Source organism: Luteococcus sp. H101, assembly GCF_038433155.1.
In the GTDB taxonomy this organism is placed as follows: Bacteria; Actinomycetota; Actinomycetes; order Propionibacteriales; family Propionibacteriaceae; genus Luteococcus.
Map to the genome: position 1 here is coordinate 69,589 of NZ_JBCDMW010000004.1, position 13,404 is coordinate 82,992.

Below are 13,404 nucleotides of genomic sequence, written 5' to 3' on the forward strand. Positions count from 1 at the left end.
GACGATGGGGCGAGAACCCCACCCAGGAGGAAAAGTGCGCATCGCGTTGCTGTCCACGTCCGACACCGACCTGCTCTCCGCCCGCGCCAGCGGCGCCGAGTACGTGCTCGCTAATCCGGCCCGCTCCGGCCACCAGTCGATGGCCGAACTGATCGAAGGGTGTGACCTGGTCCTGGCGCGCATCCTGGGTGGGCCGCAGGACCTGTGCGAGGGTTTCCGCCGGATCGCCGCCACCGGGATTCCCACCGTCGTGCTCGGCGGCGAGCAACAGCCCAACGCCGAGCTGATGGAACTCTCGACCGTGCCGATGGGTGTCGCGGCCGAGGCACACCGCTACCTCGCCGAGGGCGGCCCCGAGAACCTGGCCCAGCTGCACGCCTTCCTGGGGGACACGGTGCTGCTCACCGGCGAGGGATTCGAAGCCCCGCAGGAAATCCCGTCCTGGGGTTGGGCCCGTCGCGAGCCGGTGGCGGGTGCCGGGGACCTCGCCAAGGTGGGCATCCTCTACTACCGCGCCCACGAGGCCAGCGGGAACACCGCCTTTGCGCACGCCCTGGCCGACGCCGTCGACGCCACCGGGCAGGCCGTCGGGCTGCCGATCTTTGCCGGCTCGCTGCGCTCGGCCCCCGACGCGCTCTATGAAGCCCTGGGTGAGTTGGATGCCCTGGTGGTCACGGTCCTGGCGGCCGGCGGCAGCACTCCGGCAACCGCCGGCGCAGGTGGGGATGACGAGGCCTGGGACGTGGAGCGGATGGCCGCCCTGGACATCCCCGTCATCCAGGGCCTCTGCCTGACCAGCTCCCGGGCGGACTGGCAGGCCAGCGATGACGGCGTCAGTCCGCTGGATGCCGCCACCCAGATCGCCATCCCGGAGTTCGACGGGCGGATCATCGCCGGGCCGTTCAGCTTCAAGGAGTTCGACGACGAGGGGCTGCCCCACTACGTCGCCGACCCGGAGCGCTGCACCCGCCTTGCCCGGCTCGCCACCCACCACGCCCGGTTGAGACACCTTCCCAACAAGGACAAGAAGATCGCGCTGATGCTGTCCGCCTACCCCACCAAGCACGCCCGGATCGGCAATGCGGTGGGCCTGGACACCCCCGTCTCCGCGGTGCGGCTGCTGCGCCGGCTGCGTGACGAGGGTTATGACCTGGGTGGGGAGAACGAGGTCACCCGGATCATCGACGGTGATGACGACACCGTCGCCGGCGACGCCCTGATCCACGCCCTGATCGCGGCCGGTGGACAGGATGAGGAGTGGCTGACCAGCGCCCAGCTCACCGATGCGCACGTCCGGATCACCCCCGAGCAGTACCGCGAGTGGACCGCGGACCTCCCCTCGGTTCTGCGTGAGCAGATGACCGAGGCCTGGGGTGAGGGCCCCGGTCAGCTCTTCGTCAACGACGACGGCGAACTGGTGCTGGCCACCCTGCAGGCCGGCAATGTGGTGCTGATGATCCAGCCGCCCCGCGGCTTCGGGGAGAATCCCGTCGCGATCTACCACGACCCGGACATGGCGCCCAGCCACCACTACATCGGCGCCTACCGCTGGATCGAGCACGGTTTCGGCGCCGACGCGGTGGTCCACCTGGGCAAGCACGGCTCGATGGAGTGGCTGCCGGGCAAGAATGCGGCGCTGTCCGCCGCCTGCGGGCCGGATGCCGCGATCGGTTCGCTGCCGCTGATCTATCCCTTCCTGGTCAACGATCCCGGGGAGGGGGCGCAGGCCAAGCGGCGGGCGCACGCGGTGATCGTCGACCACCTGGTGCCGCCGATGGCGCGCGCCGAGAGCTACGGCGACATCGCCCGGTTGGAGCAGCTGCTGGACGAGCACGCCAACATCGCGGCGATGGACCCGGCCAAGCTGCCCGCCATCCGCGGCGAGATCTGGAGCCTGATGCGGGCCGCGGAGATGCACCGTGACCTGGGCCTGGAGGAGCGTCCGGAGGACGAGGAGTTCGACCACTTCCTGCTGCACGTCGACGGCTGGCTGTGCGAGATCAAGGACGCCCAGATCCGCGACGGCCTGCACACCCTGGGCAGCGCTCCGGCCGGTGAGGCCCGGGTGAACCTCGTGCTGGCCATCCTGCGCGCCAGCCAGGTCTGGGGTGGCGCCACCGCCGCGGTCCCCGGGCTGCGTCGCGCGCTGGGGCTGGCCGACGACGCGGATGCCGTGCGCACCGACGAGGTGGAGGGCGTCGCGCGGGAGTTGGTGCAGGCCATGGAGGAGGCCGGCTGGATCCCGGAGGCCGCGGACCGGGTGGCCTCGACGAGCCCGGCCAGCGTGGATGCTGCGGAGGTCGCCCGGGTGCTGCGCTTTGCCGCCGAGCAGGTGGTTCCCCGCCTGGCCCGCACCACCGACGAGCTGACCGCCGTCATCCACGCCCTGGCGGGCGGCTTCATCAACGCCGGACCGTCGGGCTCGCCGCTGCGCGGCCTGGTCAACGTGCTGCCCACCGGCCGCAACTACTACACCGTCGACCCCAGGGCCATCCCGTCGCGGCTGGCCTGGGAGACGGGTCAGGCGATGGCCGACTCGCTGCTCAAGCGCTACCTGGACGAGACCGGCGATTACCCAAGCTCCGTGGGGCTGAGCGTCTGGGGGACGTCGGCCATGCGCACCAGCGGCGACGACATCGCGGAGGTCCTTGCCCTGCTGGGAGTCAGGCCGGAATGGGACGAGGCCTCGCGGCGCGTCAACAGCCTGCAGGTGATCCCGCTGGAGGAACTGGGTCGGCCGCGGATCGACGTCACGGTGCGCATTTCCGGCTTCTTCCGCGACGCCTTCCCGCACGTCGTCGCGATGTTGGACGACGCGGTGCAGCTTGTCGCAGGTCTCGAGGAGCCCGACGACCAGAACCATGTGCGCGCCCACAGCGCCGCGGACCTGGCCGAGCACGGCGACGAACGCCGTAGCCGCACCCGCATCTTCGGCTCCAAGCCGGGCAGCTATGGCGCCGGCATCCTGCAGGTGGTGGAGAGCGGCAACTGGCGCAGCGACGAGGACCTGGCGGAGGTCTACACGGCCTGGGGCGGCTATGCCTACGGCCGCGGCCTGGACGGCGTCCCGGCCAGCGAGGACATGCGCACCAACTACCGTCGGATCAAGGTGGCGGCCAAGAATGTCGACAACGTGGAGAGCGACATCCTGGACTCCGACGACTTCTACCAGTACCACGGCGGCATGCTGGCCACGGTGCGCGCCCTGACCGGTGCCGAGCCGAAGGCCTACGTCGGCGACTCCACCAGCCCGGACCGGATCCGCACCCGCAGCCTGGCGGAGGAGACCGCCCGCGTCTTCCGCGCCCGGGTCGTCAACCCGCGCTGGATCTCCGCGATGCAGCGACACGGCTACAAGGGCGCCTTCGAGCTGGCGGCGACGGTGGACTACCTGTTCGGTTTCGATGCGACGGCCGGGGTGGTGCCGGACTGGATGTATGACCGGCTGGCCAGGGAGTACGTGCTGGACCAGACCAACCAGGACTTCCTGCGCACCTCCAATCCGTGGGCGCTGCGCGGGATCGTCGAGCGGCTGCACGAGGCCGCCGACCGTGGCCTGTGGGAGCAGCCGGACCCCGAGCTGCTGCAGCAGATGCAGCAGGTCTACCTTGACGTCGAGGGAGACTTGGAGGAGCAGCAGTGAAGATCCGCATTCTGGGCATCGGCATGGGCCCGCAGCATGTCACCGCGGAGGTGGCGCAGGCCATGCGCGAGGCCGACTACCTGGTGGCCTATGACAAGGGCCGCACCACCGGCGCGCGGGTGGGCAATGGCGTCGACGAGCTGCTGGCCGTCCGCCAGCGGGTGGCCGACGCGTACGGCAAGGAACTCGTCGCCATCCCCGATCCGGAGCGGGATCGCAATCCCGACGACTACAAGAAGGCCGTCGCGGACTGGCACAAGGCGCGGCTGGATGCCCTGGAGGCGGTGCTGCTGGAACGCGCTCCCGGGCTGCGCGACGGCGGAACCATCGGCTTCCTGGCCTGGGGCGACCCGGCCTTCTACGACTCGACCGTGCGGATCGTCTCCGCGATCAGTGAGCGCACCGGCGCCGAGTGGGATGTGCTGCCCGGGGTGAGCGCGCCGCAGCTGCTGGCCGCGAAGCACCGGATGAGCCTGCACGCCGTCGGGGACCCGGTGCACATCACCGCGGTGCGCAAGCTCCCCGACGCGATCGCGTCGGGACAGCGCAATGTGGTGGCGATGCTGGGCGAGGTGGACTGGACCAAGCCCCCGCTGGACGGCCTGGGGGACTGGCAGATCTGGTGGGGTGCGAACCTGGGCGCGACGGGGGAACGCCTGGTCAGCGGCCGGTTGGGGGAGGTGCTCGACGAGCTGCTGGCCGCCCGCCAGGAGGCCTTCGACGAGGCTGGTTGGGTGATGGACCTCTGCTTGCTCCGGGGCCCCAGGTGACGCTCCGGGTACTGATCCTGGGTGGCACCACCGAGGGGCGGGAGCTGGCGAAAGTCCTGGCCGAGCAGCCCGACGTCTCGGTGCTCTCCTCCCTGGCCGGGGCCGTGCCCAAGCCGCGGCTGCCCGTCGGCCAGGTGCGGATCGGCGGCTTCGGCGGCGTCGACGGCCTGCGCGCCGCGCTGGCCGAGATCGACGTCGTGGTGGACGCGACGCACCCCTTTGCGCAGGGGATGAGCGCCAATGCAGCGGCGGCCTGCGCGACCCCGCTGCCGGATGGCCGGCGGATTCCACTGCTGCGGCTGGAGCGCCCGGCCTGGCCCGTCGAGGACGGCTGGCATCTGGCGGCGACGCATGAACAGGCCGCGGAACTGGCCGCTGACCTGGGCAAACGCCCCTTCGTCACCGTCGGGCGCAATGAGCTGGCCCGTTACCTGCCCGCGCTGGGCGGGTGCGCGGTGCTGGCCCGGATGGTGCAGGCGCCGGACCTCGTCGCCCCCGACGCCTGGCGGATCATCACCAGCCGCGGCCCCTACACCTTCGACGGCGATCTGGCCATCATGCGCGAGCACGGCACAGACGTGCTGGTCACCAAGAACTCCGGCGGCCACTTCACCCGCCCCAAGATGGATGTCGCCAGGGAGCTGGGAATCCCTTGCGTGGTGGTGGAACGCCCGCACCCCGCCGACGGGGTTGAGACGGTCAGCGACGTCGACGAAGCGGCGGCCTGGGTGCTGCGTCAGCGCTGAGCCGACGCGTGGATCAGGCTGCTGGCTGGAATCGAACCCGAAGACCCAGTGCTTGAGCCACCTTGACCACGGTGGCAAAGCTGGGATTGCCGTCGGCAGAGAGGGCCTTGTAGAGACCTTCCCGGCTGATCCCGGCTGTGCGGGCGATCTCGCTGAGGTTCCGGGAGCGCGCCACCGCGCCAAGTGCCTGGGTGATCAACCGAGGATCATCCTCGCCCTCCTCGATGACTGCCTCGAGGTAGGCCGTGACATCCTCCAGGTTGGTCAGGTAGTCGGCGGTGTCATAAGGGGTGAATTCTTCGGCGGTGTTCATGATTGTTTGTCCTTCTGGGCTCGCCAGGCGGCGGCCAGTTCATGTGCCGTCTGGATGTCGGACTGCTGACTGGACTTGTCGCCTCCAGTGAGGAGCAAGACCAAGCGATCGGCCCCCTGCAAGAAGTAGACCCGGTACCCCGGGCCGTAGTCGATGCGCAGCTCGGACACGCCATGCCCCACAGGTTTGGTGTCTCCGGGATTGCCAGTGACCAGTCGCTCGATGCGGACCTGCACTCGGGCGATTGCCCGCCGATCCTTCAGCTTGCGCAGCCATCGGTCGAAGGTCGCTGACCTGGACCATGTGTCAACTGTAGTTCACAAACCGCGAGGTCAAGTGTTGGTCACCAGGGCCAGTCCCGTGTCAGCATTTCGTGCAGCCCAAGCTGATCCATGCGTCAACACCATATTGGCGGTCAGTCGTGGAGGCTCATCCCGCGGCCGGCGTCTCCGGCGGGCCAGGGATGGTGCGCTGGCGGACCGTGCTGGTCAGCGCGTCGGCGGTGACGTCGGCGACGGGCAGGTGCTCGGCCTGCAGGTGGGTGGCAAGCTTGTGCGCCAGGCCCATCCGCAGCGGGCCCTGTTCGCCGTCGATCACCACCGTCGAGATTCCCAGCCCGGCAACGAAATCTGCGGCCTGGATGGACCGGGCGACGGCATCGGGGCCGGCCGTGGCGCGACCGTCGGTGACCACCACCAGCAGGGGCCTCAGGTGAGGGTCGCGCAGTTGTTCGCGACTCAGCACCCGGGCGGCCTCCAACAGCCCCTCCGCCAGGGGAGTGCGGCCGCCGGCCGGAACCTCGTCGAGCCGGGCCGCCGCGATGTCCACCGAATTGGTGGGTGGCAGCACCAGCTCCGCCCCGGCGCCGCGGAAGCTGATCAGCCCCACCTTGTCCCGGCGGCGATAGGCGTCCAGCAGCAGGCTGAGGATCGCGGTCTTGACCTGCACCATTCGCTTGCGCGCGGCCATCGACCCCGACGCGTCGACGCAGAAGAGCACCAGATTGGCCTCGCGTCCCTCGCGGACGGCCAGCCGGATGTCCTCGGCGCGCAGATCCAGGCGAGTGCCTTCCCTCCCCGTTCCCCGAGCTGATCGGGGGGTCTCGGCAGGCTCGGCCATCGTGGTTGGGTTGGCTGGGGCAGCCGCGTCCCGGCGACGGGGCTGTTCCCCGGCGGCGGCGCGCAGGGTCTCCACCAGGTGCAGCGATCCGGTCGAGTCGCCATTCGGGCGACGGGCGCCAACCCGTCGCCCACTACTGGTGATGGCCCGGCTGCGCTTGCCCGCAGCACCATCTCCCACCCCGCGCACGGTCAGCGTACGCGGCCGGGGCGACGGCGTGGCGGCCCTCACCACGGTCTGCGCCCCGTCCGAGGCCGCGTCCGGGGGAAGGGGCGGCGGGGGCAGCGGCAGGTCCTCCTCTTGCCCCTCGACAGGCTCGGGGTCCGTGAAGTCGGCACCACCGTCCTGCGGGCTGGGCGGCTCCGGCGGGGTCAGCTCACCGTCGTCACCCTCACCGCCTTTTGGGTCGCGATCATCCTCCGGGGCATCGTCGGGGCCTTGGCCTGGGTCGGGCTGCTGCTCCTCCGGCTCGGGCGGAAGTTCGTCGTCGCCCAAGAGCTGGTCCAGCAGGTCCTCGTCCAGACCGGGGGCGTCGAAGGGATTGCGTCGACGCCGGTGTGGCAGCGCCAGCAGGGCGGCCTGGCGGATGTCGGCCTTGGTCACGGCGGTGCGGCCCTGCCAGGCAGCGTGGGTGATGGCGGTGCGGGCGGTGACGATGTCGGCACGCAGGCCGTCCACCTCGAAGGCGGCGCAGATCTCCGCGATCTTCAACAGCGCCGCATCACCCAGCCGGACACTGGGCAGCAGCTCCGTGGCGCGGGCGATCCGCTGGCTCAGGGTCTCATCGGCCGCCTGGTAGCGGGCCTGGAAACCGGCCGGGTCAGCGTCGTAGGCCATCCGACGGCGCACCACCTCGGCGCGAAGTTGCCAGTCCCGCGGGGCGGCCACCTCGACGGTCAGGCCGAAGCGGTCCAGCAGCTGGGGGCGCAGCTCGCCCTCCTCCGGGTTCATGGTGCCGATCAGCACGAAGCGCGCCGCGTGCTCGATGGAGACGCCGTCGCGTTCCACCGTCGCCCGGCCCATGGCGGCGGCATCCAGCAGCAGATCCACCAGGTGGTCGTGCAGCAGGTTCACCTCGTCGACGTAGAGGATCCCGCGATGCGCCTTGGCCAAGAGCCCCGGCTCGAACTCCACATTGCCGTGTGACAAGGCGCTTTCCAGGTGGATGGAGCCCAGCACCCGGTCTTCGGTGGCGCCGACGGGCAGTTCCACCAGCCGCACCGCCCGGCTGGTGACCGACTCGATGTCGAAGGGGCCGTCGGGCGAGGTGGCGCGCGGATCGGCCGGGTCGATGGAGAAGCGATCGCCCTGGAAGACGTCGATCGGCGGCAGCACGGCGGCCAGCGCGCGCACGGCGGTGGACTTCGCCGTGCCCTTCTCGCCGCGGACCAGCACGCCGCCGATCTGCGGCTGGATGGTGGTCAGCACCAGGGCCAGACCCATGGCGTCCAGGTCGTCGGACTCACAGCCGACGATGGCGGAGAAGGGGAAGTGCTGGTGCGTCAGCGCCGTGGGCGCCTTCTGGGGTGACTGAGACTTCTGTGACAAGGGCATTCGAGGCTCCCGCTCAAGTGGCCGATGGATGGTCAGTGGCTCGAGGCCGGTCTTCGGACTCGTCGGGTGCGTGCGTGACGCCCCGGCTCACCGCAGCGGGCCTGTGCCGGATTCCCACCGGCTTCCCAGATTCTCCCCAACCCCCGGCGGACCGGTTCGGAGGCACCTCGGGCCAAGTGAGGCCCACCCTAGCGTTTTCCAGGGCCGGGCCACACCGCCGTCACAAGCGCGGATCCACCGGCTCCGACTCCATGGCCAGCACCGCGAAGACCGGCTCGTGCACCCGCCACAACGGTTCGTCGCGCACCAGCCGGTGCAGCGATTCCAGCCCCAGCGCGTACTCCCGCAGCGCCAGCGAGCGCTTCTTGCCCAGGTTGCGGTTCTTCAGCCGGGTGAGGTTGCGCTCCACCGTGTAGTCCGGGCCGTAGATGATCCGCAGGTACTCCCGCCCGCGGACCTTGAGGCCGGGCTGCATCAGCGCACCCTTCTGTGTGTGGCTCAGGTTGGCCAGCGGCTTGACCACCATTCCCTCGCCGCCCGCGCCGGTCAGCTCCTCCCACCACGCCACGCCCTCGGCCACCGAGCTCGGATCCTCGACGTCCACCTCCAGCTGTCGGGTGCGACGGATCAGCTCGGGATCCGCCTCGGCCAACCGGTCCGCGACGGCCAGGTGCCAGCGGTGGTCGCGGGTCTCGAAGGTGCTGCCTTGTGCCGCCAGCACCTGGAAGGGCGCCAGCTGCACCCCGGCCAGACCTCGGGTTGGCCAGGCATAACGCCGCCAGGCCTGGTCATAGGCGTGGGCATTGGCCAGGCTCTGCCGGGCGGCGGCCAACTCGTCGGCCAGCTCCAGCCCGCGCCCGACGCCGGCCTCCAGCGCCGCCACCTCGGCGGTCAACGACAGCTTCGCGGCCGCGGCGACGGCGGCATACTGCTCCCGCAGCATCCCCTCCGATTTCATCGACCACGGCAGCAGCTCCGCATCCAGCAGCAGCCAGCTGCTGCCCAGCTCCTCGAACAGCCCGGCGGCGGTGGCGGCCCGGCGCAGCCGTCCGGTGAACTCGGCCTGAAGCTTGGGCGGCAGGAAGGCCCGGCCGGTGCGGGTGTGCACCACATCGCCATCGTCGTGCAGCCGAACCACGGCCCGCGAACCCATGTGCTTCTCCTGGCAGACCACCCGTCCGGCGCCCCACTCGCGGAACTGGCTGAAGGCCTCATCGGGGTGTTCCAAGTGGTCAGGGCGCTTGGACGTGGCCACCGGGGACATCGTCGGCGGCAGATAGGCCAGCTGCGACGGGTGCAGCGCGAAGCGACTCATCACCTCCAGCGCGCCGGCGGCATTCTCCGCGGGAATGGAGACGCGGCCCAGCAGCTCGGTTTCGACATTCCGCAACCCCAGCACGTCGTCCAGCCGAAGTTCGTCGGGCGCGCGTTCGGCCGTCGCGAAGGGTTTGACCGGCTGGTAGTGCACCGCGTGCGCGGCCACCTGCACCGTCTCCCGTTCCGGGTAACGCAGCGCGGAGAGTTGCCCGCCGAAGACCACGCCGGTGTCCAGGCAGAGCGTGCTGTTCACCCACTCCAGCCGCGGCGTGGGGGTGTGGCCATAGACCACCATCGCCTGGCCGCGGTATTCGTCGGCCCACGGGTAGCGAACCGGCAGGCCGAACTCGTCGGTCTCGCCGGTGGTGTCACCGTAGAGCGCGAAGGAGCGCACCCGACCCGACGCCCGCCCGTGGTAGGCCTCCTTCAACCCGGCGTGGGCCACCACCAGTTTCCCGTCGTCCAGTACCAGGTGGGAGACCAGGGAATAGCACCACTCCCGCACCGCAGCCCGGAAGCTGGCCGGCTGGGCGTCGAGCTCCGCCAGGGTGGTCTCCAAACCGTGGCTGACCTGCACCTTTGCCCCGTCCAGGGCCCGGACCAGCTTGGCCTCGTGGTTGCCGGGCACCGCCAGCGCATGGCCGGCGGCGGTCATTCCCATGGCCAGCCGCAGCACGTCGACCGTGCCGGGGCCACGATCCACCAGGTCACCGACGAAGATGACGGTGCGGCCGTCGGGGTGTTCCGCGTCCACCGCGTGACCGTCGTGGTCGCGGCTGATCCGGTAGCCCAGGGTCTTCAGCAGCTCCACCAGCTCGTCGAAGCAGCCGTGCACGTCACCGACGATGTCGAAGGGGCCATGCAGGTGCTTGTGGTTGTTCAGCAGCGGATCGCGAACAATCCGGGCCTGCTCGATCTCCTCGGTGGAGCCCAGCACCGTGATGTGTCGGAATCCCTCGCGCTGCAGGCCCTTGAGGGACTTGGCCAGTTGTGCGGCCTGCCGGCGCACCGGCCCCTCACCGAAGGCGCGATCCGGCCGGTGGGTGTTGCGCTCGATCGCCACTGCCGGATCGACGTCGAGCACGATCGCGACCGGCAGCACGTCCTGCTCCTTGGCCACCCGGACCAATTCCTTGCGGGCCTGGGGCGACGTGTTGGTGGCGTCCACCACGGTCAGCAGGCCGCGCTCCAACCGCTTGCCGACGATGTGGTGCAGGATCTCGAAGGCGTCGGCGGAGGCGGACTGGTCATTCTCGTCACCGCTGACCAGGCCGCGGCAGAAGTCCGAGCTGACCGCCTCGAAGGGCGCGAACTTCTCCCGCGCGAAGGTGGACTTGCCCGCGCCGGAGACCCCGATCAGGGCCACCAGGCAGAGTTCCGGGACGTGGACGTCAGCCATGGGAGGCCTCCTCGGTGCGGGTGAAGACGGCCAGTTGGGTGGGTGGGCCGAGCTCGGGGTCGTCGTCGCCGATGCCGCCGAGCGTCACCCGGTAGCCGTAGGCCTGGGCGACCCGTGCGGCCCACGCGGCGAACTGTTCCCGGGTCCACTCGAAGCGGTGGTCCGGGTGGCGCAGCTGGCCCGCCCCCAGCCCGTAGCGGGCATTGTGCTCGCCATTCGGCGTTGTCACGATCACCTGGCCGGGCTGCGCGGCGCCGAAGATGTTGGCCTCCAGCGACGGGTGCCGATCCTCGTCGACGTGCTCCAGCACCTCCACCAGCAGGATCGCGTCGAAGCCGGTCAGGGCGTCGTCCCGATAGGTGACCGACGACTGGCGCAGGGTCAGCTTGCCGCGCACCGTGTCGCTCAGCCGGTCCAGGTTGAGCTTGCGTTCCGCCCGTTCCAGCTCACGGGCCGAGACGTCGAGTCCCAGCACCCGGGTGAACTGCGGGTCGGGCAGCAGGTGGCGCAGGAAGGCGCCCTCGCCGCAGCCGACGTCGGCGACGCTGTGCGCCCCGCCGCGGTGCAGCTCGGCCAGGACTGCTTCCAGGCGGAGTTTGCGCAGCGGATGGCGCGCTTCGGGTTCGTTGTCCGTGGCCTCGGCTTCGGTGATCTCCGCCTCGGCGTCGTCAGTCTCGGGGGAGTCCACCTCGGCGGGGAGCCGGTCGTCGAGTTCCTCCAGCCGGGTCAGGGCGTCGTCCACCAGGCCGCGATGCGCGCCCAAGTAGCGGCCGGTGATGAACTCGCGTTGTGGATGGCCGGGCAGCCAGTCGCCGCCGCGCCGCAGCAGCTTGTCGACCTCGTCGGTGCTGATCCAGTAGTGCTTGCCCCGGTCCAGCACGGGCAGCAGGACGTAGAGGTGGCTGAGCGCGTCGGCCAGCCGCAGGGTGCCGGTGAGGGTGACGTCCAGATAGGGCGACGGACCCCAGTCGAAGCCGGCATCCTGTTCCAGCAGGGGAGTGCTGCGGGTCTCCACCTGCCAACCCAGCGGCCCGAACAGGCTGGTGACCAGCTCATTCGCGTCCTGTCCCTGGTCGGGGCGGACGGCCATCGCCGGCAGGTGCACGGTCAGCGGCAGCGGGCTGGCGGCCAGGTCCGGGCGGGCATCGCAGCGGCCGTTGAGGGCGGTGGTGAAGACCTTGCCGATCGCCAGTGCCAGCATGGAGCCCGCCGCGTAGGGGCGGTCGTTGACGTACTGGCCCAGGGTGCCGGGCTGCGCCTTGATGCCGCGCTGCTTGACCAGCGCGATCGGGTCGACGGTGACGCTCAGCGCCACGGTGCACCGCTCGTCGCTGGCCTCCGGGTAGTAGACCGTCGCGGTGCCCACGCTGAGGCTGCTGCGCTGCACGCGCTCCGGATGCTTGTGCAGCAGGAAGCCCAGGTCGGACGCCGAGGGCGCGGTGGAGGTCAGGGTGAGCAGCATCCCACCAGTCTGGCACTGGGGCGGGCCGCAGCCGTGCCGCTAGCGTTGGGCACCATGAGCTCCGAGCGACCGGTTGACGTGGTGGGGGTTGGCGCCGACGGCTGGGATGGCCTGCCCGAACGATTGCGACGGCTGGTGCTCGACGCCGACGTGGTGCTGGGCGGCGCCCGCCACCTGGCGATGCTCCTCGAGGGGTCCCCGCGCCCAACTCGCCTGCCGTGGCCCTCCCCACTACGGGAGAAGCTGCCCGCGCTGCTGGATTGCTTGCCCGCCGATGCGACGGTGGTGGTGCTGGCCTCCGGTGATCCGCTGGTCAGCGGGATCGGCACGACGCTGATCGGGATGCTGGGCGCGGAGCGGGTCCGGATCCACCCCGCCGTTTCCTCGGTGGCCCTGGCCCGCGCTGAACTGAACTGGGCGGCGGAGAGCTGCGCCGTGGTCAGCGTCGTCGGCCGCGACGTCAGCTTGGTCAACCGGGAGCTGGCGCCGGGGCGACGGGTGATCGTGCTCAGCTCCGACGAGCACACCCCTGCGCAGCTCGCGGAGCTGCTGGTGGCCGCGGGCTACGGCGCCAGCACCCTGCACGTGCTGGGCCACCTGGGCGCTCCCAACCAGACCCACCGGACCGGCCAGGCCGACGGCTGGCAAGGGGATTCACCGCGGCTGAACATCGTCGGGCTGGAACTCGACGGGCCGCTGCGTGCCGGCTGGACGGTCGGTGCCCCCGACCACCTGTTTGCCCCGTTGACCCCGCTGCCGCGGGATGAGCGGGCCGTGATCCTGGCCCGGCTGGCCCCGGTTCCCGGCGAGCACCTGTGGACGGATGACGCGTCGGTGGCCATCGAATGGCTGCGCTGCCACCCGTCGTGCACCGCCACCTGCTTCACTCCTGAGCCCGACGAGGCCATGACCGCTGCGCGGAACCTGGGCGTCCCGGGCCTGGTCTGCGTCGTCCCCGATGCCGATCCCGCCGTGCTGACCGGGCCCGACGCGGTCTCCTTTATCCAGAGGGTCCCCGCGGGAGTCCCCGTGCACGCCCGGACTGTGGATCCGCAAGTAGGCCGGCTGTGACAGGCGCGTG

General features: G+C 70.6%; 8 protein-coding genes, 1 pseudogene and 1 riboswitch. Of the genes and pseudogenes, 4 read left to right on the forward strand and 5 right to left on the reverse strand.

The features are described 5' to 3' along the window. Nucleotides 1-4: 4 nt before the first annotated feature. Genes cobN through AAEX60_RS00975 form a run of 3 tightly spaced genes read left to right on the forward strand, consistent with a single transcriptional unit; the run spans nucleotide 5 to nucleotide 5,159 of the window. On the forward strand, nucleotides 5-3,643 hold the full coding sequence (gene cobN / locus AAEX60_RS00965; RefSeq protein WP_446721221.1) for a cobaltochelatase subunit CobN: 3,639 nt from the start codon (nucleotides 5-7) through the stop codon (nucleotides 3,641-3,643). After that, complete coding sequence (gene cobF, locus AAEX60_RS00970; RefSeq protein ID WP_342100433.1) at nucleotides 3,640-4,413, forward strand: precorrin-6A synthase (deacetylating); 774 nt, start codon at nucleotides 3,640-3,642, stop codon at nucleotides 4,411-4,413. The genes cobN and cobF overlap by 4 nt, the downstream gene beginning before the upstream one ends. Then, the gene (locus tag AAEX60_RS00975) at nucleotides 4,410-5,159 is read left to right on the forward strand and encodes a cobalt-precorrin-6A reductase (RefSeq protein ID WP_342100435.1); all 750 of its coding nucleotides are present in this window, start codon (nucleotides 4,410-4,412) and stop codon (nucleotides 5,157-5,159) included. The genes cobF and AAEX60_RS00975 overlap by 4 nt, the downstream gene beginning before the upstream one ends. Nucleotides 5,160-5,172: 13 nt before the next feature. Here the strand turns inward: AAEX60_RS00975 and AAEX60_RS00980 are convergent, their stop codons facing one another. From AAEX60_RS00980 to AAEX60_RS01000, 5 genes and pseudogenes are all read right to left on the reverse strand, one after another. Further along, the gene (locus tag AAEX60_RS00980) at nucleotides 5,173-5,472 is read right to left on the reverse strand and encodes an addiction module antidote protein (RefSeq protein WP_342100438.1); all 300 of its coding nucleotides are present in this window, start codon (nucleotides 5,470-5,472) and stop codon (nucleotides 5,173-5,175) included. Beyond that, nucleotides 5,469-5,759: pseudogene (locus AAEX60_RS00985) on the reverse strand (type II toxin-antitoxin system RelE/ParE family toxin); the annotation flags it as partial. The pseudogene AAEX60_RS00985 and the gene AAEX60_RS00980, both read right to left, overlap by 4 nt. A gap of 142 nt (nucleotides 5,760-5,901) precedes the next feature. Next, nucleotides 5,902-8,145: a VWA domain-containing protein gene (locus AAEX60_RS00990; RefSeq protein ID WP_342100440.1), complete on the reverse strand. Its 2,244-nt coding sequence runs from the start codon at nucleotides 8,143-8,145 to the stop codon at nucleotides 5,902-5,904. Nucleotides 8,146-8,172: 27 nt separating this feature from the next. Then, nucleotides 8,173-8,330, reverse strand: a riboswitch (cobalamin riboswitch). 35 nt (nucleotides 8,331-8,365) lie between these two features. Continuing rightward, on the reverse strand, nucleotides 8,366-10,861 hold the full coding sequence (locus AAEX60_RS00995; protein ID WP_342100442.1) for a polynucleotide kinase-phosphatase: 2,496 nt from the start codon (nucleotides 10,859-10,861) through the stop codon (nucleotides 8,366-8,368). After that, entirely contained in the window at nucleotides 10,854-12,323 is a 1,470-nt protein-coding gene (locus AAEX60_RS01000; protein WP_342100443.1) for a 3' terminal RNA ribose 2'-O-methyltransferase Hen1, read from the reverse strand. The genes AAEX60_RS00995 and AAEX60_RS01000 overlap by 8 nt, the downstream gene beginning before the upstream one ends. Nucleotides 12,324-12,377: 54 nt before the next feature. On the opposite strand from AAEX60_RS01000, the gene cbiE reads away from it, so the two are divergent. Continuing rightward, a complete protein-coding gene (gene cbiE, locus AAEX60_RS01005; RefSeq protein ID WP_342100445.1) occupies nucleotides 12,378-13,394 on the forward strand; it encodes a precorrin-6y C5,15-methyltransferase (decarboxylating) subunit CbiE in 1,017 nt (338 codons plus the stop codon). The last annotated feature ends 10 nt before the right edge of the window (nucleotides 13,395-13,404 follow it).